Annotated in this window: 25 protein-coding genes; 14 read left to right on the top strand and 11 right to left on the bottom strand. The window is 62.7% G+C overall.

Features of this window, described 5'->3' with window-relative positions; genetic code table 11:
* Window positions 1–95 precede the first annotated feature (95 nt).
* Both AC1D13_RS14515 and AC1D13_RS14510 read right to left on the bottom strand, forming a co-directional pair.
* Entirely contained in the window at window positions 96–3,050 is a 2,955-nt protein-coding gene (locus tag AC1D13_RS14515) for a DNA topoisomerase III (RefSeq protein ID WP_477689787.1), read from the bottom strand.
* Window positions 3,047–3,580 carry a TlpA family protein disulfide reductase gene (locus tag AC1D13_RS14510; protein ID WP_477689786.1) on the bottom strand — a complete coding sequence of 178 codons (534 nt, stop codon included), beginning with the start codon at window positions 3,578–3,580 and terminating at the stop codon, window positions 3,047–3,049. The genes AC1D13_RS14515 and AC1D13_RS14510 overlap by 4 nt, the downstream gene beginning before the upstream one ends.
* 84 nt (window positions 3,581–3,664) lie before the next feature.
* Here AC1D13_RS14510 and AC1D13_RS14505 point away from each other — a divergent pair, with 84 nt between their 5' ends.
* From AC1D13_RS14505 to AC1D13_RS14495, 3 genes are read left to right on the top strand one after another with little or no spacing between them, the layout of a single operon-like run.
* A complete protein-coding gene (locus tag AC1D13_RS14505; protein WP_477689785.1) occupies window positions 3,665–4,345 on the top strand; it encodes an SET domain-containing protein in 681 nt (226 codons plus the stop codon).
* A gap of 59 nt (window positions 4,346–4,404) precedes the next feature.
* Window positions 4,405–5,322, top strand: a complete 918-nt coding sequence (locus AC1D13_RS14500) for a biotin--[acetyl-CoA-carboxylase] ligase (protein ID WP_457282041.1) — start codon at window positions 4,405–4,407, stop codon at window positions 5,320–5,322.
* The gene (locus AC1D13_RS14495; RefSeq protein WP_477689784.1) at window positions 5,316–5,981 is read left to right on the top strand and encodes an SPOR domain-containing protein; all 666 of its coding nucleotides are present in this window, start codon (window positions 5,316–5,318) and stop codon (window positions 5,979–5,981) included. Before AC1D13_RS14500 ends, AC1D13_RS14495 begins: the two co-directional genes overlap by 7 nt.
* 451 nt (window positions 5,982–6,432) lie before the next feature.
* Here the strand turns inward: AC1D13_RS14495 and ypfH are convergent, their stop codons facing one another.
* Window positions 6,433–7,080: an esterase gene (gene ypfH, locus AC1D13_RS14490; RefSeq protein WP_457282039.1), complete on the bottom strand. Its 648-nt coding sequence runs from the start codon at window positions 7,078–7,080 to the stop codon at window positions 6,433–6,435.
* A 207-nt stretch (window positions 7,081–7,287) separates the two neighbouring features.
* Between ypfH and AC1D13_RS14485 the strand changes: the two genes are divergently transcribed.
* The 6 genes from AC1D13_RS14485 to AC1D13_RS14460 all read left to right on the top strand — a co-directional run bounded on the left by AC1D13_RS14485 (window position 7,288) and on the right by AC1D13_RS14460 (window position 13,027).
* The gene (locus tag AC1D13_RS14485; protein ID WP_457282038.1) at window positions 7,288–7,764 is read left to right on the top strand and encodes an FKBP-type peptidyl-prolyl cis-trans isomerase; all 477 of its coding nucleotides are present in this window, start codon (window positions 7,288–7,290) and stop codon (window positions 7,762–7,764) included.
* A 170-nt stretch (window positions 7,765–7,934) separates the two neighbouring features.
* Window positions 7,935–8,339 carry a response regulator gene (locus AC1D13_RS14480; protein WP_477667711.1) on the top strand — a complete coding sequence of 135 codons (405 nt, stop codon included), beginning with the start codon at window positions 7,935–7,937 and terminating at the stop codon, window positions 8,337–8,339.
* Between the two features lie 329 nt (window positions 8,340–8,668).
* A complete protein-coding gene (locus AC1D13_RS14475; RefSeq protein ID WP_477689783.1) occupies window positions 8,669–8,956 on the top strand; it encodes a DUF2249 domain-containing protein in 288 nt (95 codons plus the stop codon).
* Between the two features lie 30 nt (window positions 8,957–8,986).
* The gene (locus AC1D13_RS14470) at window positions 8,987–11,263 is read left to right on the top strand and encodes a nitric-oxide reductase large subunit (protein ID WP_477667709.1); all 2,277 of its coding nucleotides are present in this window, start codon (window positions 8,987–8,989) and stop codon (window positions 11,261–11,263) included.
* 14 nt (window positions 11,264–11,277) lie between these two features.
* Window positions 11,278–11,745 (top strand): RrF2 family transcriptional regulator, encoded by a 468-nt coding sequence (locus AC1D13_RS14465; RefSeq protein ID WP_457282034.1) that lies wholly within the window; start codon window positions 11,278–11,280, stop codon window positions 11,743–11,745.
* A gap of 73 nt (window positions 11,746–11,818) precedes the next feature.
* Window positions 11,819–13,027 carry an NnrS family protein gene (locus AC1D13_RS14460; protein WP_477667708.1) on the top strand — a complete coding sequence of 403 codons (1,209 nt, stop codon included), beginning with the start codon at window positions 11,819–11,821 and terminating at the stop codon, window positions 13,025–13,027.
* Window positions 13,028–13,150: 123 nt separating this feature from the next.
* On the opposite strand, the gene AC1D13_RS14455 is transcribed toward AC1D13_RS14460, so the two are convergent.
* From AC1D13_RS14455 to AC1D13_RS14430, 6 genes are all read right to left on the bottom strand, one after another.
* A complete protein-coding gene (locus tag AC1D13_RS14455) occupies window positions 13,151–13,345 on the bottom strand; it encodes a CsbD family protein (RefSeq protein WP_457282032.1) in 195 nt (64 codons plus the stop codon).
* Between the two features lie 198 nt (window positions 13,346–13,543).
* A complete protein-coding gene (locus AC1D13_RS14450) occupies window positions 13,544–15,643 on the bottom strand; it encodes a D-(-)-3-hydroxybutyrate oligomer hydrolase (protein WP_477667707.1) in 2,100 nt (699 codons plus the stop codon).
* Window positions 15,644–15,908: 265 nt separating this feature from the next.
* Window positions 15,909–17,054: a transporter substrate-binding and LysM peptidoglycan-binding domain-containing protein gene (locus tag AC1D13_RS14445; protein WP_477689782.1), complete on the bottom strand. Its 1,146-nt coding sequence runs from the start codon at window positions 17,052–17,054 to the stop codon at window positions 15,909–15,911.
* Window positions 17,055–17,102: 48 nt separating this feature from the next.
* Window positions 17,103–18,149, bottom strand: coding sequence for a hypothetical protein (locus AC1D13_RS14440; RefSeq protein WP_457282029.1), 1,047 nt, complete (start codon window positions 18,147–18,149; stop codon window positions 17,103–17,105).
* Window positions 18,150–18,197: 48 nt separating this feature from the next.
* Complete coding sequence (locus AC1D13_RS14435; protein WP_477673381.1) at window positions 18,198–18,896, bottom strand: zinc ribbon domain-containing protein; 699 nt, start codon at window positions 18,894–18,896, stop codon at window positions 18,198–18,200.
* A 207-nt stretch (window positions 18,897–19,103) separates the two neighbouring features.
* The gene (locus AC1D13_RS14430) at window positions 19,104–19,724 is read right to left on the bottom strand and encodes a helix-turn-helix transcriptional regulator (RefSeq protein WP_477689781.1); all 621 of its coding nucleotides are present in this window, start codon (window positions 19,722–19,724) and stop codon (window positions 19,104–19,106) included.
* Between the two features lie 312 nt (window positions 19,725–20,036).
* Here AC1D13_RS14430 and AC1D13_RS14425 point away from each other — a divergent pair, with 312 nt between their 5' ends.
* The 4 genes from AC1D13_RS14425 to AC1D13_RS14410 all read left to right on the top strand — a co-directional run bounded on the left by AC1D13_RS14425 (window position 20,037) and on the right by AC1D13_RS14410 (window position 22,144).
* The gene (locus AC1D13_RS14425) at window positions 20,037–20,621 is read left to right on the top strand and encodes a DUF4142 domain-containing protein (protein ID WP_477689780.1); all 585 of its coding nucleotides are present in this window, start codon (window positions 20,037–20,039) and stop codon (window positions 20,619–20,621) included.
* Window positions 20,622–20,693: 72 nt separating this feature from the next.
* Window positions 20,694–20,939, top strand: a complete 246-nt coding sequence (locus AC1D13_RS14420) for a GlsB/YeaQ/YmgE family stress response membrane protein (RefSeq protein WP_457282025.1) — start codon at window positions 20,694–20,696, stop codon at window positions 20,937–20,939.
* Window positions 20,940–21,222: 283 nt separating this feature from the next.
* Window positions 21,223–21,660: an Hsp20/alpha crystallin family protein gene (locus AC1D13_RS14415; protein WP_477689779.1), complete on the top strand. Its 438-nt coding sequence runs from the start codon at window positions 21,223–21,225 to the stop codon at window positions 21,658–21,660.
* 97 nt (window positions 21,661–21,757) lie between these two features.
* Window positions 21,758–22,144, top strand: a complete 387-nt coding sequence (locus tag AC1D13_RS14410) for an Hsp20/alpha crystallin family protein (protein ID WP_457282091.1) — start codon at window positions 21,758–21,760, stop codon at window positions 22,142–22,144.
* Between the two features lie 29 nt (window positions 22,145–22,173).
* Here the strand turns inward: AC1D13_RS14410 and AC1D13_RS14405 are convergent, their stop codons facing one another.
* Complete coding sequence (locus AC1D13_RS14405; protein WP_477689778.1) at window positions 22,174–22,551, bottom strand: nuclear transport factor 2 family protein; 378 nt, start codon at window positions 22,549–22,551, stop codon at window positions 22,174–22,176.
* Between the two features lie 197 nt (window positions 22,552–22,748).
* The gene (locus tag AC1D13_RS14400) at window positions 22,749–23,174 is read right to left on the bottom strand and encodes a YybH family protein (RefSeq protein WP_477689777.1); all 426 of its coding nucleotides are present in this window, start codon (window positions 23,172–23,174) and stop codon (window positions 22,749–22,751) included.
* A 224-nt stretch (window positions 23,175–23,398) separates the two neighbouring features.
* Between AC1D13_RS14400 and AC1D13_RS14395 the strand changes: the two genes are divergently transcribed.
* On the top strand, window positions 23,399–25,213 hold the full coding sequence (locus tag AC1D13_RS14395) for a DEAD/DEAH box helicase (protein WP_477689776.1): 1,815 nt from the start codon (window positions 23,399–23,401) through the stop codon (window positions 25,211–25,213).
* The last annotated feature ends 19 nt before the right edge of the window (window positions 25,214–25,232 follow it).

Below are 25,232 nucleotides of genomic sequence, written 5' to 3'. Positions count from 1 at the left end.
TCCGCCTCATTTGAGTATAAAAATGGCCTGCAAGGCAATCAGGACGAGCGCTGGCAGCTATTAAAACAATAGCGGTTACGCCCGCACCTGCCTGCTTATTCCGCGCTCAGGTGCTTGCCGACAATCCCGGCCAGCTCAAACATCGTCACCTGCGGCTTGCCGAACACGGGCAGCAGCTTCGCGTCGGCGTTGATGGCGCGCTTGTTGGCCGCGTCCTGCAGGCCTTCGGCCTTGATGTAGTCCCAGAGCTTTTTGATGACCTGGGTGCGTGCCACCGGTTCGGCGCCAATCACCGCAGCCAGTGCGTCGCTGGGCTTGAGGCCTGCACCCGGCTTGGCGACGCGGGGCGTCTTGGGCTTGGCGGTTTTGGCGGCGGGCGTTTTCTTGGCGGCGACTTTTTTGGCCGCCGGTGCTTTTGCCGTTTTCGCGGCGACGGTTTTTCCGAAAGGCGTCTTCACCGTCCCGGTCTTGGCGGCCGCCGGTTTGCGCGGCGGAAACTTGGACGGGGCAAACTCGAAGTTCACCTTGTCGGCCTCCTTGTCCCAGGCCAGCATGGCCTTGAAGGGGCGGCGCGTGCGCATCGAAACGAACTTGTCGAGCAGATCGGTCTTGCCGGTTTCCAGCAGCTTGTGCATCTGCTCGCGCTCAATCGGCTGCTGCAGGATCACCTGGCCGGTCTTGAAGGTGCAGCTGGGCGTGGGCTGGGCCAGCGTGGGCACCGACTTTTCGCAAACGTAGTTTTTACCGAGTTCGAACACCCGCGCGGCGCAGCGCGGGCAGGGGCCCAGCGACTGCTGGTCGCCAAAGTCGACGATCTCGCCGGTCTCGGCATTCTTGTCGTCGCCGAAATCAAACTCCAGCTTGTAGTTCTTGGTTTCCTCGTCGAACTTGATCACCATCTCGGCGGTGAAAGGCCATCCGGCCTTGGAACGGAAGCCGTCCAGCGGGCCGATCTTCTTGTCGCGCAGGAACTGTTCAACCTCTGCCACTTCAAAGGTGCGGCCCGCCGGCGTTTTGCCGAAGCTGAAACCACAGCCGTCGTCGCCGTTCTTGCCGGTGCAGGTGTAGCGCCGGTAGTTTTCCTTCATGACACCGCCGCAGTTGGGGCAGGGCGCCGAGAGCGTGGCGTAGTCGCCGGGAATCGTGTCCTTGTCGTAGCCCTTGGCCTTGGCCACCATGCGCTCGGTCATGGTGGCGATCTCGGCCATGAAGGTTTCGCGGCTCAACTTGCCGTGCTCCATCTGCGCCAGCTTGAACTCCCACTCGCCGGTGAGCTCGGCCTTTGAAAGCTCCTGCACGTCCAGTCCGCGCAGCAGCGTCATGAGCTGGAAGGCCTTGGCCGTGGGGATCAGCTCGCGGCCTTCGCGCAGCATGTATTTTTCGGCAATCAGCCCTTCAATCGTGGCGGCGCGCGTCGCCGGCGTGCCCAGGCCTTTTTCCTGCATGGCTTCGCGCAACTCGTCGTCGTCAATCGTCTTGCCGGCGCCTTCCATCGCGCCCAGCAGGGTGGCTTCTGAATAGCGGGCGGGCGGGCGGGTCTTCAGGCCCTTGGCTTCGACCACTTCGGCGCGCACCATTTCACCCGGCTTGACCGGCACCAGGCTCTGGCCCTTGTCGCCGTCCTTGGCGTCGGCCACTTCATCGGCGGCTTCCTTGCCGTAAATCGCCAGCCAGCCCGGCTTGACCAGTACCTTGCCCTCGGTCTTGAAGCTGTGGCCGACCGACTGGGAAATACGCGTGGTGACCAGGTATTCGGCGCTCGGGAAAAACACCGCCATGAAGCGGCGCACCACCAGGTCATACAGCTTTTGCTCGGCTTCGCTCAGGCCACTGGGCGCCTGCAGTGTTGGGATAATGGCGAAGTGGTCGCTCACCTTGGCATTGTCGAAAATGCGCTTGCTGGGCTTGATGTAATTGCCCTTGATGGCCGTGGCCGCATGCGGCGCCAAGTGCTTCATGCCGCTGCTTTCCAGCATTTCAAAGGTCTTTTTGACCACCGGCAAATAGTCTTCCGGCAGCGCGCGCGAGTCGGTACGCGGATAGGTCAGGGCCTTGTGGCGTTCATAAAGGCTTTGCGCAATCGACAGCGTCGTCTTGGCTGAAAAGCCGAACTTGCCGTTGGCCTCGCGCTGCAAGGAGGTCAAATCAAACAGCAGGCCGGCGGCCTGCGTGGTGGGCTTGCTTTCTTCCGTCACCGTGGCGGACTTGCCGCGCACGGCTTCTGCAATCGCCATGGCTTCGCGCTCGGACCAGACCCGGTCAGCTTTCAGTTCGGCGTCGGGCTCCGTGTTGTCGGCATTGGCCGCGGCTTTTTTCCACTTCGGGTCAAACCACTTGGCGGGGTATTCGCCGGCCTCGGCCAGAAAAGTCGCGTGGATTTCCCAGTAGTCGCGGCTCACGAACTTGCGGATTTTTTCCTCGCGCTCCACCACCACCGACAGCGTCGGCGTCTGCACGCGGCCCACGGTGGTCAAAAAGAAACCTCCGTCACGCGAGTTGAAGGCCGTCATGGCGCGCGTGCCGTTGATGCCGACCATCCAGTCGGCTTCCGAACGTGAGCGCGCCGCATCGGCCAGGCCCTGCATCTGCTTTTCAGTGCGCAGGCTCTCAAAGCCGTCGCGGATGGCTGCCGGTGTCATGGACTGCAGCCACAGCCGCTTCACCGGGTGCTTGCTGTTGGCGTATTGCTGGATCAGCCGGAAGATCAGCTCGCCTTCGCGGCCCGCGTCACAGGCATTGACGAGGGCGTTCACATCCTTGCGTTTGGTCAGCTTGACGATCGCGTTGAGCCGCGTCTTCGTCTTGTCCATGGGCTTGAGGTCAAAGTAGGGCGGAATGACGGGCAGGTTGGCAAAGCTCCACTTGCCGCGCTTGACGTCAAACTCTTCCGGCGCCTGGATCTCGACCAGGTGGCCCACGGCCGAGGTGACCAGCCACTCGTCGCTTTCAAAGTACTCGTCGTGCTTTTCGAACTTGCCGGCCGTAGGCGTGATCGCCCGCACAATGTCTTGTGCGACCGAGGGTTTTTCTGCAATCACCAGAGTTTTCATAAGTACTTCTTCAAACCTTCTACATCTTCGGGGAACATTTCCCCGCTTTCGGCAAATACGACTTTGCCTTCACGTCCGTTCGCCGCCACCTTGAGCACCACCACCACGGGCAGGCCCACCGGCTTGGGCAGGAATTTGGCAACCTCGGGGGTCAGCATCCCGGCGGGAAAGCTGTAGCCCTTGGTCTTCATATAGGCAGCTGCGGCCACCGGCTGCTTGTCAATCGACAGGGCCAGCACCTCCAGCCCGCTGGCCTTCTGGGCCCGCCACAAAGCTTCTATATGGGGCGACTGCACCGCACAAAAAGGGCACCAGCTGGCCCACCAGTACACCACAAGCGTCTTTCCACCCACCTCGGCAGGCTTCCAGGCGCTGCCGTCCAGCAGCGTGACGGCCGGCAAAGGCAGGGTGCTGCCGGCCTTCGGCAAGGGGCTTTCCCCGCCTTTGGCCCACGCCGGCAGGCCCAGCCCCGCCGCGGTCGGCAAGGCAAGGGCCGCGGCGGTCTGCATCAGGTTTCTGCGGTTGAACACGGGGACTCCTTGGGCGCATCACTACAATAGCGGCTCTCGCGCATGTACGCGCGCGGGTGCGCACGCATGCGCACGCACGCGCACATGCATGAATTAACCATACCAAAAAAATACGTCGTGTCAAAAACCCAGGCTTCCGCGGTCCCCGCATCTCCTTCCAAACCCGCGGCTCCGGCTGCCGACGGACGCCGCATCCAGACGCGGCGTTCCGGCGTCCACGGCAAGGGTGTGTTCGCCGTGCAGGACCTGGCCGAAGGTGAAACGCTGATCGAATACGTCGGCGAAATCATCAACTGGAAAGAGGCGCTGCGCCGTCACCCGCACGACCCGAAGGACCCCAACCACACGTTCTACTTCCACATCGACGAAGAGCATGTGATCGACGCCAAGCACGGCGGCAATTCCTCACGCTGGATCAACCACAGCTGCAAGCCCAACTGCGAAGCCGACGAAGAAGGCGGCCGCGTCTTCATCAAGGCGCTGCGCAACATCAAGGCCGGCGAAGAGCTGTTCTATGACTACGGCCTGATCATCGACGCGCCTTACACCAAGAAGCTGCTGGCCGAATACCCCTGCTGGTGCGGCGCCAAAAACTGCCGAGGCACCCTGCTGGCGCCCAAGGACGACGAAGGCAAGAAAAAGAACAAGAACAAGGACAAAAAGAAGTCCGACAAAAAAGCCGACAAAAAGGCTGAAGCCAAGGCTGACAAAAAGGCAGCCGATAAAAAGGCCGGCAAGAAACCCAAAAAGAAAAAGAAGGACTGAGCAGGCGCTCAACCCGCTTCACAGGCCATGCCGCCGGCGCAATCGGCTGCAACCTTCTCATGAGCACTCCCCTTACATCCCCCATCCGCTGGCCCGCCGAAGCTCTCTGGGAGGCCCTGGCGCCGTCCTTGCCGGGGTTCACGGTGGAAGTCCTGCCCGAGATTGATTCGAGCAACACCGAGCTGATGCGGCGTTTTCGCGGCAGCCCCTCCGGTAACGGCGGCAGCCCCGGCATCGCCCCCCGGCCCGAGCCCCTGCTGCTGGTGGCCGAACAGCAAACCGCCGGGCGCGGCCGGCTGGGCCGCCAGTGGCAAAGCCGCCGCGGCGACAGCCTCACGTTTTCGCTGGGCCTGCCGCTTGCGCCCGTCGACTGGTCCGGCCTCTCCCTGGTGGCCGGCATCAGCGTGGCCGAAAGTCTCGAGCCGCTCGCCGGCAGCGCCTCCGGCCAAGCCGCCAAACCCCGCATCGGCCTGAAATGGCCCAACGACCTCTGGCTGTCCACCCCCGAAGGCGACCGCAAGCTGGCCGGCATCCTGGTGGAAACCGCCAGCTGGGAAGGCATCCGTTACGTGGTGGTCGGCATCGGCATCAACATCCGCGCGGTGGAAGTCCCCGTTGCGGCTAACGCACCCGCCATGCCCGGCATTCCGCCGGGCGGCTTGCAGACGCTGCTGCCGGCGCTGGACGCACCCGCCACCTTGCTGCGCATCGTGCCGCCGCTGGTGCAGGCGATGCAGGCATTTGAGCGCTTTGGCTTTGCGCCTTTCCAGGCGCGTTTTGCGGCACGCGACGTTCTGGCAGGCCGGGCCGTGCAGCTGTCCGACGGCCAGAACGGCCTGGAAGGCACAGCCCACGGCGTGGGCGAAAACGGCGCGCTGCTGGTGCATACTGCGGCTGGCATGAAACAAATCACCAGCTCCGAAGTCAGCGTACGGCCTGTGGCGGCGCAACCTCCCAAGGATGCGCGCCCATGCTGAGGCTGCTGGTGCTGGCGCTGGTCCTGGCCAACGCAGGCTACTTCGCCTGGACGCAAGGCCTGCTGGCCGACTACGGTTTTGCGCCCGTCGTGCAGGCCGAACCCCAGCGCCTGGCGCAGCAGATCCGGCCCAAGGCGATGCGCCTTTTGAGCGCCACCGATGCCGGCCAGCTGGAAAGCACCAGCACCACCGCTGCAGCGCCGCCGCCCGCCCCTGAATGCCTGCAAGCCGGCCTTTTCACCCCCGAGCAGACCATCGCCCTGCGCTTCGGACTGGAGGCCGGCCTGCCCATCGGCAGCTGGTCACTCGAGAACAGCTCGGAGCCGGGCCGCTGGATCGTCTACATGGGCAAATACACCAACGAGGACGCGCTGGCCAAAAAGCGCAGCGAGCTGCGCGGCATGGGCGTGTCGTTTGAGCCCTTGCTCAACTCCTCGCTGGGACCAGGCCTCTCGCTGGGCCACTTCAGCTCCCAGGCCGATGCCGAGCGTGAACTGGCCAAGGTCGCCACGCGCGGCGTACGCACCGCCAAGGTGGTGCAGGAGCAGCCTGAAATACGCGGCCAGCTGCTCAGACTCCCGGCCGTCGATGCGCCGCTCATGGCCAAACTGGAGTTGCTCAAGCCGCAGTTGGCGGGCAAGCCCTTACGGGCTTGCTAGATAAGACCCCCACGGTCGCTCACTTCGTGTAGCTCCCGAGGCCTTACAGGCCGCGGCTCGCGAGACGCTTCGCCTCTGTCGCCCGTCCAAGCCTGCGCAGGCAGGCTTGGAGCCGCGGGCTCCAGCCCCTCGGGGGCCGCCCGCCTGCGGCCCGGCAAAGCCGGTTCCGCGGCTCATGCTGGCTTAAGAGCTCGCCGCGGTTACACGCTTCATATCCGATCATCCCGAGCCTGTCGAAGGTTCCGTATCCGGTGCGCACCCAGTTGCTATTGATTTAGGAGCTGCTTGCGCCCGTCCCGCTTGGCTCTCGGCACTATTTTCTTGAGAAATACCTGAGCCGCCACACCCAAGCCAGCAGGGGCCGCGGAACCGGCTTTGCCGGGCCGCAGGCGCCGCCCCCTTGAGGGGGGAACAGGCTACACGCAGTGAGCCTGGACGGGGGTGGGCTTATTCAGACGGCTTTCCAGTGCCGCAGCGGCACACAGGTCTGCAGGCGCGTCACGGCCTGGTCCATCAGCGCGGGGTGCAGTTCGTGGCCCAGCCTGGCGGCCACGTCCAGGGTGGCGTCGGCGCCCAGTTCCATCAGGTGGTCGAAGTCGCCACGCGTGCGTGCCAGCGGCACCACATCGTCGTTTTGCCCGTGCAGCAGGTGCAGGGTGGTCAGCGCGGGTGCTTTCGCCGGCCAGATCTGGTAGCCGCCGCCGAAGGCCAGCAGGCGGCCGGCCAGGCCGTCGTGCGCATCGCTCAGCGCTAGCGCCAGGCTCGCACCGGCGCCAAAGCCGGCCAGCGCGGTGTCCGATTGCAGGATCTCAAAGCGCTGTTGCTGCGCACGCACAAAAGCCGCCAGAACCTCCACGCGCGCGGCCAGCGCAGCGGCGTCGTCCTTGCCGGCGGCGGTAGCGCCCGCCGCATCGGCATGCGGGCCCGAAAGGCCTTCCGGAATCAGCACGGCCGCCTCGGGAAACGCGCCGCCCAGCAGGTTGCCCAGCTCCAGCATGTCGGCGGCCGTGCCGCCCGCGTCGTGCAGCAGCACAAACAGCTGCCGCGGTACAGCGGTGGCCGGAAGCAGTTCAATGGTTTCGGTGTCGATGGGGTTCATGGCAGGGCGTCGTGATAAAAAACAGGCAAAAGCAGGCGGGAAGGCGGGAAGGCGGGGGGGAAAACGCATCTGGGGCCTCCCCGGCAGCTTTCAACATCAGCCGTCCTGCCCCGCGACAACAGCCTCCCGTTCCGGCCGTCCGGACAATTTTGGCCCGGGTCGGCGAGAATCAGCGTTTTTCACGCACCAGAGATCTGGAAAAACACCATGAAAATCGGAAAAAACACCGCCGTTACCCTTAGCTACAAGGTGGCAGACGCCCAGGGCAAGCTGGTCGAGCAAAGCAGCGCCCCCATGGTTTACCTGCACGGCGGCTACGGCAACACCCTGCCCAAGATCGAAGAAGCGCTGGACGGCCAGGAAAAGGGCTTCCAGACCGTGCTGGCGCTGGAGCCGGCGGACGCCTTCGGCCTGCGCGACGAAAGCCTGGTGCGCACCATCCCCCGCACGCAGTTTCCGCCCGGGGTCAAGGTGGGCGGCCAGCTCGAAGGCCGGGGCGACGACGGCCGCGAGCATGTCTTCAACGTCACCAAGATCAAGGGCGACACCGTCCTGCTGGACGGCAACCACCCGCTGGCCGGCAAGGCCCTGCGTTTCACCCTGAAAGTGACCGACGTGCGCGCCGCTTCGGAGGAAGAAATTGCCCACCGCCATGTGCACGGCGAGCACGGCCACCACCATTAATCTGCGCAACGTGACCGTTCGGCGATTAAGCCGTTAGCGTTACGTACCGTTACCGCTCTGGGGGGCCCGCTGAACTACAGTGGGATTGAGCCTACATCCCCCGGTGATGCACGACCACAGCCCCGGCGCAGGATGATCGCTAACTTCATGGATTAACTTCAGAGGTACCCATGGTCATCAACGCGTTTCTTGTCGAAGACAAGCCGGACATACGCAAAACACTGGTTGAGGCCATGGAAGAAATCGCACCCCTGCGTTTCGTCGGCCACGCCGATTCCGAGTCCAGCGCCCGCCAGTGGCTGGGTTCCCACCACGATGACTGGGACCTTGCAATCGTCGACCTCTTTCTCGCCGAAGGCTCCGGCTTTGGCGTGCTGAAAGACTGCCAGCACCGCAGCTCCCGCCAGAAGGTCGTGGTGCTGACCAGCCACAACCAGGAAAACATCCTGCACTACTGCCGCGAGCTCGGCGCCGACGAGGTGTTCAACAAGTCGGAAGACGTGGAAAAGCTGGTGCTCTATTGCCAGGCCCATGCAGCCAGCCTGGGCGGCACGGCCCCGCTGCTGCCCCAGTAATCCCCACGTTCAAGCGGCAGGCGTTCTGCTCAGGCGCCCGCTAAAACAAGCCCACACACAAAAGCGAAAAGCGGCGCCATGCCGCGACTCTCGCTGCCGGCAAGCCCTGATGTGAACGCCTTCATGCGGTGCTTATAAGCGGCCGCCTGGGCACGCGGCATCGCCGCGCCCGCACTCCACGCCGGCTTCCGCGCCAAAACCAGAAAAGTGCTGCCTACCGCGGCTCCGTTTGATCTGGATCAACAGCGCCCAGGGACCGATGGCTAACCATAGGTGTATCTCGAATGCATCTTATGAAGACCATTCGCGATTCCTTTGAAAGAGTCCCCATGACACACACCGCTTCCCACACCAGGGTCGATCTCCGCGAGCTCGCGCCCAGCGAGCGCCATCCGCTGGTCTTCTCGACATTCGGCCAACTCGGCACCGGCCAGGCCATGGAGTTGATCAACGACCACAACCCGAAGCCCCTGCATGCCCGGTTCATGATGGACCTGCCCGGCAGATTCTCCTGGAACTACCTGGAGCAAGGGCCCGACACCTGGCGCGTTGCCATCACCCGGCTTGCACCTGCACAGGGCGGCCGGCAGTGCTGCGGCGCCTGTGGCGGCGGCTGATTTCCATTCATGACTTCCCAAGGAAACCCGATGAAAAACAACAACATGCTGTGGCGCTGGCTCGGCTTCGTATTCGTCCTGTCCTTCGGGGCGCTCGGCTACCTCGGCTGGCAGATTTACCTGACCGCACCACCCATTCCCACAGCTGTCGTCAGCACCACAGGCGACGTGCTTTTCACGGGCGAGCAGGTGCAAAGAGGGCAGCGCGCCTGGCTGGCCAGCGGCGGCCAGCAGCAAGGCAGTGTCTGGGGCCACGGCGCTTATGTGGCGCCGGATTGGTCTGCCGACTGGCTGCATCGGGAAGCGCTGGCCCTGCAGGCCCTGCGCACGCAGGAACTCCGCAAGGCGCCCGCCGCGCTCACGGCCTCAGACCGCGGCGCAATCGCAGCGGCGCTCAAGGAAGAAATGCGCCGCAACACCTACGACGCGGCCAGCGGCGCCGTCACCGTCACACCCGCGCGGGCGCAAGCCATCCGCGAGGTGGCGCGCCACTACGAAGGCCTGTTCGGCCACGACGCCAGCCTGGATGCCTTGCGCGAGCAATACGCCATGAGCGAAGGCGCGCTGCCCGACGCGGCCGACCGCCAGGCGCTCGCGGCATTCTTCTTCTGGACGTCCTGGGCCGCCGTCACCGACCGCCCGGGAGAAGAAAACCTTTCGTACACCAGCAACTGGCCGCATGAACCGCTGGTGGGCAACACCATGACCAACTCGGCCGCCATCTGGTCGATGGTCAGCATCGTCCTGCTGCTGGCCTGCATCGCCGCCATGCTGTGGCTGCACGGAAGCCAGCGGCACGGGCCCGAAGCGCAGCCACCCAAGGCCGACCCTTTGCTGGGCGCCGTTGCCACACCTTCGATGAAGGCCACGCGCAAGTACTTCTTTGCCGTGATCGGCCTGATGCTGCTGCAGATCGGCATGGGCGTGGTCACCGCGCATTACGCGGTTGAAGGGTCGTCCTTCTTCGGTCTGCCGCTTGCGCAGGTGCTGCCCTATGTGGTCAGCCGCACGGTGCACACGCAGGTGGGCATCTTCTGGATCGCCACCGCCTGGCTGGCCACGGGCCTTTACATCGCGCCGCTGCTGTCGGGCCGCGAGCCCAAACTGCAAAAGCTCGGTGTCGACGTGCTGTTCTGGGCGTTGATCGCCATCGTGGTCGGCTCTACCGCCACCGGCTGGCTGGGCACGCTGCAGCATCGCGGCGTCGACTTCAGCTTCTGGATCGGCAACCAGGGCCTGGAGTTCACCAGCATGGGCCGTGTCTGGCAGCTGCTGCTGTTCGTGGGCCTGCTGTTCTGGGTGTTCCTGCTGGGCCGCGCGCTGTGGCCGGCGCTGGTCAAACCTTCGGAAACGCGCGGCATGATCGCCATGGTGTTCCTGTCGGCCATGTGCATAGGCGGCTTCTATGCCTCGTCACTCACCTGGGGCCAGCACACCCACTATTCGATGATCGAGTACTGGCGCTGGTGGTTGGTCCACCTGTGGGTGGAAGGCTTCTTTGAAGTGTTCGCCACCGCCGTCGTCGCGCTGATCTTCACCAAGCTGGGCCTGGTGCGCGCGGAAAGCGCCAACCGCGCCATCATCGCCGAGACCATCATCTTCCTGTTCGGCGGCATCCTGGGCACCTTGCACCACCTGTATTTCACCGGCACGCCGATCTCGGTCATCGCCGTCGGCGCGGTGTTCTCCGCGCTCGAAGTGGTGCCGCTGACCCTGATCGGCCTGGAAGCCCTGCAGACTTACCGGCGCTCCAGGGCCATGCCATGGCTCGCCACCTACCAATGGCCCGTGATGTGTTTTGTGGCCGTCGGTTTCTGGAACACCGTGGGCGCCGGCCTGCTGGGCTTTGCCATCAATCCGCCGGCTTCGCTGTACTACGTGCAGGGGCTGAACATGACGGCGGCCCACGGCCATGCCGCGCTGTTCGGTGTCTACGGCATGCTGGGCATCGGCCTCATGCTGTTTTGCCTGCGCGGCCTGTATGCGCGCCACCTGCATGCCGACAACCTGCTCAAGCCCGCCTTCTGGAGCCTGAACATCGGCCTGGCGATGATGGTCTTCCTGTCGCTGCTGCCTGCCGGCATCTACCAGGCCTGGGCCAGCGTCACCAAGGGCCTGTGGTACGCCCGCTCGCCCGAGATCATCCACTCGGGCGTGATGGAAACCCTGGTCTGGATGCGCGTACCCGGCGACATCCTGTTCGCCATCGGTGCGTGCTTCCTGGCCTGGTATGCCGCGCGCCTGCTGCGCCGCCCGGCCGTACAGCCGGCCGGCATGACCGCGGCGCCCGCAACGGCGGGGCCCTGACCCGGCAAGCCACCATGAAACTCACGGCTTTCACCGACTACAGCCTGCGTGTGTTGATCTACCTGGCGGCGCAGCCAGAGCGGCGCGCCACCATCGCCGGGATTGCAAACGCGTTTGACGTGTCCGAACACCACCTGACCAAGGTTGTGCACTTCCTCGGCAAGAACGGCTGGCTGGCCAACGTGCGCGGCAAGGGCGGCGGGCTGGCACTGGCGAAATCGCCGGAGCTGATCGTTGTGGGCGAGGTAGTGCGCGCAACCGAAGGAACGGACGTGCCCGCCGAATGCTTTGAAGCGGCGGGCGGCCATTGCGCCATCACCCGCATCTGCCGCCTGCGCGGCGTGCTTGGCGAGGCGGTCGACGCGTTTTACGGCGTGCTCGATCGCTACACGCTGGCAGACCTCGTTCGCAACCGTCAGTCGCTCGCCAGCTTCTTCACCAGCCAGACGGCATCGGCTTCGCCAGCCGGGCGCGCCTCATGAGCGCAGTCCCTGTTGTCGCGAAGCGCGTCAGCAACAGCGCGCCGCCCACCACGCTACCCACGGATATTCCCGCATGACACAGCCCATCCAGTTTAAAAACCCACCCAAAAGCGCTCCTGTTCCATCGGCGCAAACGCAAGGCATCGCGCTCTGGCAAACCGGCTTTCGGCCTTTCTACCTGCTGGCAAGCGTGTTCGCCGCGCTGTCGATTGGCCTGTGGGCGCTGCAGTTCGCCGGCTGGCTGGGCCAGCCCTACCTGCAGGGGCCGATGTGGCATGCGCACGAAATGCTGTTCGGCTTCACGCTGGCCGTGGTGGTGGGCTTCCTGTTCACGGCCGGGCGCAACTGGTCCAACCGCCCCACGCCCACCGGCCTGCCCCTGGCCGCGCTGGCGGCGCTCTGGGTTGCCGGGCGGGTGCTTGTGCTCACGCCCTTCGGATGGGCTGCGGCGGCGGTCAACGTCGCGTTTCCGCTGGTCGCGGCCGTCGCGCTGGCAATTCCCTTCATCGCCGCGCGCAATCGCCGCAACTACTTTTTCATCGGCTTGCTGCTGCTGATGGCGGTGGCCGTGCTGGCGGTGCACCTTGCACAGCTCGGGCTCATGCAGCTGCCCGGCTGGGTCGGCATTCAGGCCGCGCTTGACGTCATGCTCTTCATCATGGCTGTGATGGGTGGCCGCGTGATCCCCATGTTCACCAACAACGGTGTGCCGGGCGCCAACGCCACCCGCCGTCCCTGGCTCGAGAAAGCAGCGCTGGGCTCGGTGCTGGCGCTGCTGCTGGCCGATGCGCTGCTGCTGCAGGGCGCGCAGCTGGCGGCACTGGCCGGTGTTTGCGCGGCCGCACACCTTGCGCGCTGGGTACTGTGGCAACCGTGGAAGACCACGCACACACCGCTGGTCTGGGTGCTGCATGCCGCTTACTTCTGGATTCCGGTGCACCTGGCGCTGCGTGTCCTGGCTGCGGCCAGTTGGGTCACACCTTCGGCGGCAACCCACGCGTTGACGGTGGGCGCCATCGGCGGGCTCATCATCGGCATGATGACGCGCACCGCGCTCGGCCATACCGGCCGGCCGCTCCAGGCGGGCCGCACCGAAGTCACCTGCTATGTGCTTGTCCTCGCTTCAGCGCTGGTGCGCGTGTTCGTGCCGATCATCGCGCCGGCCGAGACGCTGCACGCCGTGCTGGTTTCGGCCGCACTGTGGTCCGCCGGCTTCGCGCTGTATGCCGTGAGCTACTGGCCGGCCCTGACGCGTGCGCGTGCGGACGGGCATCCCGGCTAGGTGACTGGCCGGGTCAGCCCGCCCCGCCACACCAAAGCTGAAAAACAAACACCCATAAAAAAGCGGCGCTAATGCGCCGCTGTTCATGCTGCCCGGCAAGCCGGGCATGCTGGCTCAAAAGCCTCAGAAGCGGTTGTTGCCCTTGGTCACGTCCTTGACGACTTCCTTGGCATCACCATAATTTTTCTGCACAGAGCCTTCCACCTGTTTGACCAAGCCCTTGGCTTGCTGGTCCTTGCTTCCCACGAGCTTGCCGGCAGCTTCCTGTGCCTTGCCAACTGCGTCTTTGGCTGCGCCTTTGACTTGATCCTTGTTCATGATGACTCCTGATGAATTCGACGGGAAGGTCCAGGAAACCCTGGCGAGACCCTTGCGAGGCCATCGCGAGGGGTATCCCGGGCCAACGTTCGTCGTGTCACGTCAGCCAGTTACCAAGATACCGGGCTGCCGGGAACGCAGCGTAGGCCAAGCACCCAAACGCATGTCGGCGCCTGTTTGCCTGTACGCCTTCATCACTCAATCAGCCACCGTCACCACATTGCCGGAGAACATGATCCGGTCCGGCGCGTCCGCCTGCAGCTTGATGGGCGGCACATTGGCGGGCGTGATCGGGTTGGGCGTGGTGCCGTTCAGGCCGCGCGGCATGGTGCGCACTACCTGGCTGCCCGGCAGCGGTGCGCCGGTTTTGAGGTGGGCATACATCATGTCCATGGCCTGGATGAAATAGCGGTGCAGCGGCACCAGCCGCTGGCCGTAACCCGGGAACCCCAGGAAGGCATCAAAGTGCTGGGCGTTGGTGACTTCGATGTACGAGAGCTTGCTGCGCGAACCCTCCACCATCTTGTTCAGGCCAAAGTAGGGGCGCGAGGTAAACGCCACCGGCACCAGCGTGTCAGAGCGGCCATGCACGATCAGCGCAGGCTTGCCCTGCAGGTTGGCCGTGCGCAGCACTTGCTGGATGCCCTCGCGCACGCGCAGTGCGTCGGGGGTGTTTCCCGTGGCCAGGTTGCGCAGGCACAGGGCACCGGCGCTGTTGTAGTCCTGCACGTTGCCGGCAGAGATGGAAGCCGCGTCCAGCATCGGGCCACCCAGGCTGGCGTTGTTGACGATGTTCACGCCCACCGTGGGCGGTATGCCATTGCCGGTGCCGAATGACGTGGCCAGCGGGCCCGCCGGTGCAGGCACCGGCAGGTTGGGTGTGGGCGAAGCGGCAGGGGCCGTGGCGGCAAAGCTGTAGCCGCAGAGGTTGTCCTGCACGCCTGCACGCCCGTAGGCATTGGCATACGTCAGAGCCACCGGCAGGGTGGCAAACGAATAGTGCGACGCCTGCAGGTCGTTGCCCTCGGGCTGCCAGCCTGCCTGCACCAGCGTGGCCATGGCGCTGCCCGCCTGCTCGGCGGTGGTGTTGCCGGCGACCATGCCGTTGGCCTTGAGCGCACTGCAGCGGCTCGCGGCGATGACCGGGTTGATGGTGTTGAAGACGTTGGTGCCTGGCGAAGCCAGCGCAGCACAAGGCTGCAGCAGGTTGGCCAGCGTGGTGTAGTCATACAGCGGCTTGCCGGTGCCGGCCAGCGTGCTGCTGCCGCGCCGCACGCTCAGCCGCGCATCGGGCACCAGCTGCACCTGCGGCTCGCCCACGGCCACGCCGCTGATGAGTCCCTGCGTGTCCTGCTCGGCCGCGGCAAGTGCCGCACCGGCGCCGTTGGACACGCTGGACGCGATCACGATGGTGTTCGACGGGTTCAGCGTCTTCAGGCGGCCGCCGCCGTTCGGCGAAGGCTTGCCATAGCGCTCGTTCAATACGAAGTAGGCAAACTCCACCGCCTGCAGCGTGTAGCGGCCCCAGTCTTTTTCAGAGTTCTGCTGCGAATGCGCATGCTTGACGGCAAAGCGGTTGGGCGTGGCCGCGTTGAAGGCTGTGCGTTCAGCCTGCGTCAGGTTGGCGGTGAAGTTGGAGGCCATGCCGGCCGCCACTGCATCGGCGCGCAGGCCGTTTTGCAGGTGCACCGTGTTGTTCTGCAAGTCGTGCATGCCGCTACCGGTGCCCTTGTCGGTATAGGCCACGGCGCAGCCGTTTTTCAGGCCCCATTCACCCGACGACCCAATGGCGCCGTAGATACCACGCGAACCGCTCGAGGTGCCGGTGACGATGCATGGGCTTGCCGGGTTGAAGCTGGCCGGCACCTGCACCATCATCGTGACGTTCTGCCGGCCGCTGCCGTCGTCTGAATAGGCGATGTATTCCGTGCCGGCGATCTTGCCTTCACTGGCCGTGATGTTGCCCTTGGCATCCACATTGGGGCCGTACAGCGTGCCGTAGCCGCCGCCGGGGGAAATGTCGAGGATGGCGCGGTAGTTGTTGTAAATCGCAATGCGGCGCAGTTCGGCCGCGCTCGGGTTCAGGGGGTCGACGGGCAGCGGCGCCGGTGCGGCCAGGCCGCTCTTGCCCAGGCCGGCAGTCAGCAAGTCGTCGTTGCCGCCGTCATACACGCCGGTGGTGATGCCGCCCAGCCAGACCGGTTTGATATTGGGCTGCACGCCCACACCGCTTGCGCAGCCGCCCAGTGCGGCCATTGCCGCCAGGGCCATGGTTGTTTTGATCAGGGTGAATTTCATGTCGTCCTCCTCGGGTTATTCGTACAACATCATCAGCGCAATGCCGTCTGTATGGGCGTTTTGGATTGTCGGATTTGTAAGGTTTTTCTTGTAAGGGTTTTGCCTCAACCTCGCGTTGGCCCCGGACCGCCTCAAAGGCCTGGTCGCCCCCGCTGCCACAGCGGATAGACGCAGCGAAAAGCGTGCGGCCAAAAAAAAGCGGCGCCATGCGCCGCGATTCAGCCACAAGCCATACCGGTTGCAGCATTGGGATTCAACGTGTGCTTCAGCCCTTGGGAATCACCAGCTTCTGGCCGACGTGAATCAGGTTCGGGTTGGGCAGGTTGTTGCGCGACTCAATTTCGCCAAAGCGCATGTTGCTTCCCAACGTGGCGGCGGCGATTTTCGAGAGTGTGTCGCCCGCTTTCACCACATAGACCGTTTCGGTCTTGTCGGCGTTCTTGACCTTGGCCAGATTGGTGCTCGTGAAGTATTTCTTCACCAGTTCGCCGTACTCGGGCAGCACTTTGGCCTTGCGAATGGCGATGTTGATGTTTTCAAGCAGCTGGCTGTCTGCCTTGCGCACACCTATCTTGTACTTGATGTTGGAACCCGGGAGCTTGGACACCGCGAACTGCAGGTCTGTCCCGCGGATTTCGGCCACTCCGAAGGGGTAGTCGTAAATCACCGCATCTACCCGGCCCTTTTTGATGAAGTTGTTGATCCAGTTGCGCTCGCCATTGACAGATTCGTCGCTCAGCTCGATCAGACGCGCCTTCGGGAACTGGCGCGACACATACGCCTTGACGTCCGGGTCACCCTTGAGGATGCCGACGGTCAGGCCGTTGAGGTCTTCAACGCTTCGGATAGAGGACACCTTCGGTGTAATGAGGGCGTAGCCGAAGTCCTCGACATACGGAATGGAATACACCACGCCCGGCAGGTCTTCGTCGGTAAAGGTGAGGCCGTCGATGGCAATGTCCACCGTTGAATTGCCCCGGTTGTCGTTCTTGAGCAGCGCAGCCGGCACATCGGGGTAGGTGTCCACGATATGGTCGGTGTCGATGTTGATTTGCCCGCCCTTGGGCGTGAACTCGCTTTGGGCGAAAAGCACCTTCAGGAATTCGTAGTTAAACCCCTGCGGCTTGCCGTTTTCAACGTAATAAAAGGGCTTGGCCGGCGACTGCACGCTGACGCGCACAGTGCCCTTGTCCACGATGCTCTGGAAGGTTGCCCCGCCGCCCGCGGCCGGAGCGACAGCCGCCGCCTTGGGCGCGGGCGCGTCGGCGGGCGGGGCCGGATTGGCCCCTGCGCCGGGGTTGCCGCTCATGCTGGCAGGAGCGCGCGAATCGAGGTACTTCATGCCGCCATACACGGCGCCGCCGACGACGGCAACAATCAGGATCAATCGGGGAATAGGTTTGAGGGCCATGGCTTTAGTCCGCTTTGCGTTTTCTGGTTTCGGAAGTCTTGTTGAAGCTTATTTTTTGTCTGCTGCGTTTTTCTGGAACCAGTCCACCCCGTCGGCGCGCGCTTCCACGGGTACGCCCTGCGGGCTGCTGACGATGTTCACCGGCAGGCCGGGCGACGGGTTGTTCTCGATCAGGAGGCGCTTGGAATCGCCCAGCACCAGCGACTCGGCATTCTTTTCCCACTCGGCCAGCATCTGCATCGCATCGCCTTCGTACACACCATTTTGCAGGTCGACGGAGCGCATGAAACTATCGGACATGCGGGCGAAATCCTCGATCTCGCCGATCTTCATCGCATAGTCGGCCGCCAGGTATTCGTTGGCCATGTCGAACATGGCGCGTGTGTCGGGGTCGCCGTTGATGATGGCTTGCGCAGACTTGATGGCCGAATGGGCGTTGTCCATCATTTCCTTCTTGCGCTCCTTGACCTTGATCTCGCTTTGCATGTCCTTGATGAGGAAGTTCGACACCTCCTGGTACTTGGCGAGCACGCGGTACAGCAGTTCCAGTTTGGCCAGCAGGTCCTGGTAGGTCAGGTTGGCGTCGTTCATGCGGCCCACTTCACGCGAAGCCAGCGCCGCGTCCATCGTCTTGTTCTGCTTTTTCGCCTCGCTCATCAGCCGCAGGGATCCGTCGCGCGACTTGTTGTTGTTGGCGATCTCTTCCTTGCACTGGCGAATCATCCCGGAAAGCTTGGCGATGCGGGTGTTCATGTTGGCGAGCTTGTCCTGCAGCTCTTCCACATAATTTTTCATGATGCCGATGGGATCGATCTCCACGAACACTTGCGTGATCTTGCGCATCAGGCTCATGTACATGTACTTGCCGAGGCGCCAGAAACGCTTGTCGGTAATGATGAAGCCGAGCACCACCACCACAACGCCCAGCAATGCGGCATAGATGGTGTTTTGCAGCAGCGTGATGATGTAGGGCAGAGCCTTGTAAAGCAGGAAACCGGCGCCGGCGATCAGGCTGACGCCAACGATCTGGCCGGTCACGCCTTCCGGGCGCTCCCAGAACGATTTGGGTTTGAAATTCTGTGGAATGAGGTTCACAGTTCTGTCCTTTGATTCTGCGTATACGGATCGGGAATGTTCAGCGCTTCAGGCGCCGAGGTAGCGCACGACTTTTGCCCTGGCTTCCACCAGCTGGGCCTTGACCACGGCCAGCGCGCTTTCAAACCGGATGTTGACTTCAACGATCTCCGCGCGCTTGGCCGCGATTTCTCTTTCGAACCCGGCGATTTTTTTGTGGGCGGTCTCCACTTCCTGCTGGATCTGCCCCAGCCTTTCCTGCAGGCGTGCGCGCTCTTCGTCCACCTTGGCGACCGAAGCACGCAGGGAATCTATCTCCCGGATTCGTGCATTGATCTGCAGGTCCTGCTGGTTTTTCGCCTGGCCATGAAAGCGCTGGGACTCCGCTTCAAGCGCGGGAAGATGCTGCATGTCGATGGACTGGACGATCTGGTCCACCGTCCGCGTCTTGCCCACAATACCGAATGCGGCCTTGTAGCGCGACGCCTCGTCAGGAATGAAAGCCTCCAGCGGCGTGACGGCCTCTACCAGCGCCGTATAGGCCGTGGTTTTTTCCATCACGACTTCCATCATGCGGTCCACCATCGGGTTTTTGGCTTTGGCAGCCGCCACATTGGCAGCGGCCGATGGCAAGGGAGCTGGCGCCGTGATGGCCGATTTGTCCGCAGAGGCAGGCGCGCCGGGCGTGGGTTCAGGCTCAAACAAGACGTCCCGGAGTTTTCCAAAAAAGCCGGATCCGCCCTCGGGTGGCGTGGTGTTGTCTGTCATGGTTCCCTCACTCCTCGGTAACAATTTTTTCGGCTCACTTGCGGCTGTTTTCCAGGCGCAGGCGCATCTCGCGGCCATATAGTCGTTGATGACTATATAGCAGCACCTGGTTTCTTCCCCAAAAACCAAGGGTACGAGCCCCTTTCAGCCGGACACAATGTCTGATTTCCCAGACACCCTGCCCACCTTCCCTGCTTTACTTTTTACTTACTTCGCGTCGCTGTACACCGTAGCGCGCGACACGCCCATGTGCGCGGCGGCTATCTCGGCGCCGCGGCGAATCTCCAGGTAGCCCGCTTTCTTGAGGTCTTGCACCAGCTGCTTGCGGTCTGCGGGCTTGAGCGAGCGTGAGGTCGTGGCGCGGGCCGCGGCAAATTCGTCAATGCACTGTTGTATGCGGTCGGCATTGGCGGCGTCCAGCGTTTCGGTGACGGCGCTGCTTTCAATCGCGGTGAACTGCGACATCGCCGCCTGGAAGCCGTTGAACAGCGTCAGGTCCACGTTCAGGCAGATCGCCGCCACGTATTCGCCTTCTTCATTGCGAATGCCCACCGACGTGCTCTTGACCTTGCGGCCGTCGGCAAACTGGTTGGCGTAGTTGGCAATCACCGCGGGGTAGTCCGGGTCCTGGATGCGCGCCAGGCCCAGCTCGGTGGCGGGCTGGCCCAGGCGGCGGCCGCTCAGGTTGTTTTCAATCGCCAGGATCGCGTTCTTCGGGTGCGTCAGGTCATGCACCACCACTTCGCAAAACGGCGCAAACGTTTTGCCAAGGCCTTCGGCAATGTTTTTCAGCTCGGCGAGCAAATGTTTGTTGCTGGTCTTTTTCATGGTGCGCGGCCTCCGGCGAGTCAGGCGATTCAAATTTCAGACAAATTGTCCAGGCGGCCATCGTATCGCACCACGCGGCATTTGTTGAACAAAAGGCCGGCGCCCGTGCGCGGCAACCGGACACCACGCGCAAGCAAATTCCTACACAGAGCCTGCCCGGCCTCCTGCAACGCATGGCCGCTACAGCAGCGAAAGTACAACGCTATCTGCCGCGGCTTGCTGGCTTGCTGGCTTGCTAATTCCTATCTTCGCGGCGTCTGTTCCTCATACCCAATCAACCAATCAACAACCACCCCTTCAAAGGAGGCCCTCATGTTGAACCGATTGCACCAATCCAGATTCAAACTCAGCAGCGTGGCACTGGCCGCCGTGGCCGCCTCTGCCCTGGCACTGGCTGCCCTGCCCGCCACAGCCCAGACCAGCACCACCGCAGGCACGTCAACAGCGGCCGACGCCGGCAAGCTGGCCCGCGCCGACAAGGGCATGCTGGACGACCTGGCCCAGGCCAACATCGCCGAGATCGAAAGCGGCAAGATGGCGCTGGAAAAATCGCAGAACGCCGAGATCAAAAAGTTTGCGCAGCAAATGATTGAAGACCACAACAGCGCGCTGGCCGAAGTGCAGGCACTGGCCCGCGCCAAAGGCGCGACCGTGCCCGACGGCCCCGGCGTGATGGCCAAAACCAAAGCCACCGCACTCAAGGCCCTGTCAGGCAACCTGTTTGACACGGAATACGCCAAACGTTCTGGCGTGGGCGACCACGAAGCCACCATCAAGCTGCTGACCAAGATCCAGAAGGACGCCAAAGACGCCGACCTGAAGGCGCTGGCCGGCAAGATGCTGCCCAAGGTGGAAGCCCACCTGGAAATGGCCAAGGCCGTAGTACCGACCAAGTAAGCCGCCAAGTAAGCCAGTCATCGCGGGCTCTTGCCCGCGCCCTGGGTTTCCCCATTTTTTTAGGAAGACGCTATGTCAATTATCTGGACCATCATCATCGGCTTCATCATCGGCTTTGTCGCCAAGTTCCTGATGCCCGGCCGCGACCCTGGCGGCTTCATCATCACCGTGCTCATCGGTATTGCGGGCTCTTTCCTTGCCACCTACCTGGGCGCCGCCATGGGCTGGTACCAGCAAGGCGAAACGGCCGGCTTCATCGCCGCCGTGCTTGGCTCCATCGTGCTGCTGCTGGGCTACCGCCTGATTGCCAAGCGCTGAGCAGGCCGTAAAAACGCCAGCCAGACGCCCCGGTGCATTCACGTGCACCGGGGCGTTGTGCTGTGCGGCTCACGCGGGGGTGCTTTGCGAAAAAAGTTTTAAACCTGACCGCAGCGCCGCCTTTGCCGTCTTTTTGCAGGCCCGTTGCGCCTGCTGTTGGCTTGTGAAATTTTCTCTCTTGAAATTTTTTTGGCGATTCCTACATCCTCTTCCCGGGCGCCGGGAACCGCTTTTTGGGGATTTTCCGGCGCACTGATGTTCAACCCGTATGGAGGTTTTCGCCATGTACCGATCGTTATTTCCGCGCGACATGCTCGCCGAACTCGATCGCCTGCAGCGCGACATGCAGCAGGCCTTCGATCTGTCTCCCAGCATTCGCGGCTTTGGCCGCAGCAGCTACCCCGCCCTGAACATTGGCGGCACACCGCAAACCATAGAGGTGTATGCCTTTGCCCCGGGCATTGACCCGAAGTCGCTCGACGTCAGCCTGGAGCGTGGCCTGCTCACCATTGCCGGCGAGCGCAAAACCGGGCTGCCCGAAGCGGGCGCGCAATCGACGCTGCACATCAATGAGCGCTTTGCCGGCAGCTTCCGCCGCGTGCTCACGCTGCCCGACGACGCCGACCCCGAGGCCGTGAACGCCAGCTTCAAGGACGGTCTGGTGCATATCACCATCCAGCGGCGCGCATCGGCCCAGCCGCGCCGCATCACCATCCAGTGAAAGGAGGCAAATCATGAACTACGCAAACACCCAACAAACCGGCGGCAACAGCGGCGCCGCACGGAACAACGGCAATGGAAGCACCTCCGGCCGCAGCATGCAAACCAGCCAGACGGGCGAAGTGGCGCAGAAAGACACATCGCGCTACGCCAATGGCGCACTGACGCCACCTGTCGATGTGATTGAAGACAGCACCGGCATCACCCTGTATGCCGACCTGCCCGGCGTGCCGCGCGACAAGCTGCACCTGCAGGTAGAGGCCGACACGCTGACGATTGACGCCGAGTCGGCCCTGTCTGCGCCCGAAGGTTTGCAGTCAACCCACACCGAAGTGGGGCTGGGCCGCTTTCACCGCGTGTTCACGCTCAGCAAGGAGCTCGACACCGAAAAAGTCAGCGCCGAGCTGGCTAACGGCGTGCTGAAGCTGCGCATACCCAAAGCGCAGCACGCACAGCCCCGGCGCATCGAAATCAAGGCAGCCTGATCGCGCCCCGCACGGCCGGGCCGGCCTGCTTACTTGGCCGGCACCGGCGTGCGCTGGGCCGGGTCGTAGAAGAACGTTTCTTCGGCAATGCGCTCGCCTTCCCAGCGCTGGTAAGCCAGCTCTTCCATGCGCATGGCGCTGCCGTCAGCCCACACAAAATTGAACACCCAGCGGATGACCACCTTGTCACCGCTGATGAACACCGGCCGCACGCAGGTCGAGGTGATCGACTTCACCCGCGCCATCACTTTCGCTTCACCCTCCACCAGCTTGTCGCGCCCGCGGCGCGGCGGCTGCTGGTTCTCTTGCATCGTCGCATCAGGCGTGTAGAACCCTTCAATTGCTTCGGTGTGCGCGTTCTGTTCAACGCGGGCAACAAAGCGCTCAACGGTTTCGGGCGTGGGCATGCGGCGATTTCCTTTGCTTGTCTGTTTGGTTGACGGCTGTTGATGCGCGTTGGTCTCATGGCCGCTTCATCGCAGTCACAGTTCAACGGCAAAGCGCAAGTGTTGCATGCCGCGCCATTTGCTGCAGACAGCAACGGCCATCCTGACCACGGGCCAGGATCATTCAAGTTTCAAAGGAAGAAAAAGAAACCCCAGCGCTAGCCTGGGCGCTTGCCAACTTCAACCAGCGGGTCCGCATGCCGATGCACCAGCTTCCAGGCATCACCTTCGCGCCTGAACACTTCCGTCACCCGCAGCTTGTTCGCCACGGGCTCAGGCTCGCCCTTCATGCGGGCCTGCGCTTTTTGAATACCCGTCCAGAAGGCAACGGTATCGCCCGCCGCCATGTCAAGAATCTCCAGCTGGGTCGTGCTGCCCGCCTCAAACCGGCCGGCATCCTGCTGGTAGCGCGACCACACTTCCTGCGTGCCCCGCACCACCCCGCCGCCCGGGCTCATAAAAGTGGCCGGCGATTCTTGCGCCACAACACGCCCCAGCGGCGCCGCGTCACCACTGACATACGCGGCTGCGACGTGCTGCCGGTCTTTCATCAAGGTTTTGAAGTCTTGCTGTTGTTTGCTCATCTTGTCTCTCCTTAAAAGATCAACGTAAGCCTGGCTTGTGGGCTACGGCGTAGGACAAGGGAGGAGGGGGAAAGCAGAGAAGTCTCACTACGCGGCATTTTGGTGAATATTCACATACGAAATTCGTACGTTCTAGCGACTTGACCGCAGAAGCACCCTAGCTGCGATGCGACTTCGGGTCCATGATGATCGTCACAAATTGTTAATGGTTCGGTGACTACTGAATGGCGACTCTTATCCCCTCAATCGGCACTTGCGTTTCCCGCATGACCAGCGGCGAAAGGCGGCTGGCCGAACGACTGGAACAAAAGCTGGATGACGACTACCTGCTTTGGTACGACGTGCCAGTTGGGCCCAAATATTCCCACCCTGACTTCGTAGTGATGCATCCCCGGCGCGGGCTGCTGGTGCTGGAGATCAAGGACTGGCGGCTCGGCACCATCCAGCGGGCCGACAAGACAACCTGGGAGATTATTCCGGAAGGCATTCCTAAAAGTGTGCCCAATCCCCTTGAGCAAGCGCGGCAATACGTCCACCAAGTCGTCGATGCCTTGCAGCGCGACAAACAACTGATCGAGCCCGACGGAAAGTATCAGGGCAAGCTGGCCTTTCCATGGAGCTACGGCGTGGTGTTCAGCAACATCACGCGCAAGCAGTTTGAAACCGCAGAGCTCCACCACGCGATTGAGCCGCACCGTGTGATCTGCCAGGACGAAATGCTGGAGTCATTGAGCGCGGAAGACTTCCAGAGCCGCCTGTGGGACATGTTCCCGCACATGATGCGCGGTGTCATGTCGCTACCTCAGTTAGACCGCGTGCGCTGGATCATGTTTCCTGAAGTGCGCGTTCAAACGAGCGGCGACCTGTTCGATGACAGCGATGAACGCGCCGAGATGCCCAGCATCATGCGTGTGATGGACATCCAGCAGGAGCAGTTGGCCCGCAGCCTGGGCGACGGCCACCGCGTGATTCACGGCGTGGCCGGCTCAGGCAAAACCATGATCTTGGGCTACCGTGCCGAGTACCTGGCGCAGGCCAGCACCGCCAGCAGCAAACCCATCCTCATCTTGTGTTTTAACGAGCCACTGGGCGTGAAGCTGCACAGCGTGATGGACGCCAAAGGCTTGGGCGGCAAGGTGCATGTGCGGCACTTCCACAAGTGGTGCCGCGACCAGTTAGTGGCTTTTGGGCAAACCCTGCCGGGGCAGACGAGCAGCCAGCAGTTTGTAGAAGAGCTGGTGCAGCGCGTCATTGCATCCGTAGAGCGCAAACATATCCCCAGCGGACAGTACCAGGCCGTGTTGATTGACGAAGGCCACGACTTTGCGCCTGAATGGCTCAAGCTCGTCGCACAGATGGTGGACCCGACTACCAACAGCCTGCTACTGCTCTATGACAGTGCACAAAGCATTTATGAACGCAGTCGCAGCAAACAGTTCAGCTTCAAAAGCGTGGGAGTGCAAGCACAGGGTCGCACAACCATCCTGAAAATCAACTATCGCAACACCAAGCAGATACTGCAGGCCGCCAACCTGATTGCGGCGGACCTGCTAACAGAAGAAGACAAGGACGACGACGGAATTCCTCTACTTAAGCCGATCAGCTGCGGGCGCGAAGGACAAGCGCCAATCATCATCAAACTGCCCAGCCTGCGAGAAGAAGCATTCGCCATTGCAGACCTGTTAAGTAACGCCCATAAGGAGGGCCACGCGTGGGGCGAAATGGCCATTCTGTGCGCGGACTGGCACACCATGGATATTTGCGCCGAAGCGCTGCAGCAGCGCAAGCTGCCTTTCAATGTGCGCAAACGTTCAGGCGACTACAACCCGGGCGCCAACGCTATTCAGATCATGACCATGAAGGTCAGCAAAGGCTTGGAGTTTCCTGTGGTTGCGCTACCCGGCGTGGGGTACATGCCTAGCCCGGGCGAAGATGAAGAAGAAGCTGCGCGAGTTTTTTATGTCGCAGCTACCCGAGCGAGCCAGCGACTAGTAATTACGACAAGTGGTGCAGCTGGGTTTGGGCAAAGATTACTGTAAGTGATGGCATTAGAAATCA

Source organism: Polaromonas sp. P1_E12, assembly GCF_056405975.1.
The sequence above is the reverse complement of the archived record's forward strand: the minus strand, read 5'-3'. Positions and strand labels throughout refer to the sequence as shown.

Excerpts from the sequence above, each read along its gene's own strand:
- AC1D13_RS14410 (WP_457282091.1), top strand. The coding sequence starts at position 21,758 with ATGCAAACCAGCCAGACGGGCGAAGTGGCGCAGAAAGACACATCGCGC.
- AC1D13_RS14500 (WP_457282041.1), top strand. The coding sequence starts at position 4,405 with ATGAGCACTCCCCTTACATCCCCCATCCGCTGGCCCGCCGAAGCTCTC.
- AC1D13_RS14515 (WP_477689787.1), bottom strand. The coding sequence starts at position 3,050 with ATGAAAACTCTGGTGATTGCAGAAAAACCCTCGGTCGCACAAGACATT.
- AC1D13_RS14435 (WP_477673381.1), bottom strand. The coding sequence starts at position 18,896 with ATGACAGACAACACCACGCCACCCGAGGGCGGATCCGGCTTTTTTGGA.
- AC1D13_RS14470 (WP_477667709.1), top strand. The coding sequence starts at position 8,987 with ATGAAAAACAACAACATGCTGTGGCGCTGGCTCGGCTTCGTATTCGTC.
- AC1D13_RS14420 (WP_457282025.1), top strand. The coding sequence starts at position 20,694 with ATGTCAATTATCTGGACCATCATCATCGGCTTCATCATCGGCTTTGTC.
- AC1D13_RS14400 (WP_477689777.1), bottom strand. The coding sequence starts at position 23,174 with ATGAGCAAACAACAGCAAGACTTCAAAACCTTGATGAAAGACCGGCAG.
- AC1D13_RS14455 (WP_457282032.1), bottom strand. The coding sequence starts at position 13,345 with ATGAACAAGGATCAAGTCAAAGGCGCAGCCAAAGACGCAGTTGGCAAG.
- AC1D13_RS14460 (WP_477667708.1), top strand. The coding sequence starts at position 11,819 with ATGACACAGCCCATCCAGTTTAAAAACCCACCCAAAAGCGCTCCTGTT.
- AC1D13_RS14415 (WP_477689779.1), top strand. The coding sequence starts at position 21,223 with ATGTACCGATCGTTATTTCCGCGCGACATGCTCGCCGAACTCGATCGC.
- AC1D13_RS14475 (WP_477689783.1), top strand. The coding sequence starts at position 8,669 with ATGACACACACCGCTTCCCACACCAGGGTCGATCTCCGCGAGCTCGCG.
- AC1D13_RS14480 (WP_477667711.1), top strand. The coding sequence starts at position 7,935 with ATGGTCATCAACGCGTTTCTTGTCGAAGACAAGCCGGACATACGCAAA.
- AC1D13_RS14485 (WP_457282038.1), top strand. The coding sequence starts at position 7,288 with ATGAAAATCGGAAAAAACACCGCCGTTACCCTTAGCTACAAGGTGGCA.
- AC1D13_RS14405 (WP_477689778.1), bottom strand. The coding sequence starts at position 22,551 with ATGCCCACGCCCGAAACCGTTGAGCGCTTTGTTGCCCGCGTTGAACAG.
- AC1D13_RS14445 (WP_477689782.1), bottom strand. The coding sequence starts at position 17,054 with ATGGCCCTCAAACCTATTCCCCGATTGATCCTGATTGTTGCCGTCGTC.
- AC1D13_RS14465 (WP_457282034.1), top strand. The coding sequence starts at position 11,278 with ATGAAACTCACGGCTTTCACCGACTACAGCCTGCGTGTGTTGATCTAC.
- AC1D13_RS14450 (WP_477667707.1), bottom strand. The coding sequence starts at position 15,643 with ATGAAATTCACCCTGATCAAAACAACCATGGCCCTGGCGGCAATGGCC.
- AC1D13_RS14430 (WP_477689781.1), bottom strand. The coding sequence starts at position 19,724 with ATGAAAAAGACCAGCAACAAACATTTGCTCGCCGAGCTGAAAAACATT.
- AC1D13_RS14425 (WP_477689780.1), top strand. The coding sequence starts at position 20,037 with ATGTTGAACCGATTGCACCAATCCAGATTCAAACTCAGCAGCGTGGCA.
- AC1D13_RS14395 (WP_477689776.1), top strand. The coding sequence starts at position 23,399 with ATGGCGACTCTTATCCCCTCAATCGGCACTTGCGTTTCCCGCATGACC.
- AC1D13_RS14495 (WP_477689784.1), top strand. The coding sequence starts at position 5,316 with ATGCTGAGGCTGCTGGTGCTGGCGCTGGTCCTGGCCAACGCAGGCTAC.
- ypfH (WP_457282039.1), bottom strand. The coding sequence starts at position 7,080 with ATGAACCCCATCGACACCGAAACCATTGAACTGCTTCCGGCCACCGCT.
- AC1D13_RS14505 (WP_477689785.1), top strand. The coding sequence starts at position 3,665 with ATGCATGAATTAACCATACCAAAAAAATACGTCGTGTCAAAAACCCAG.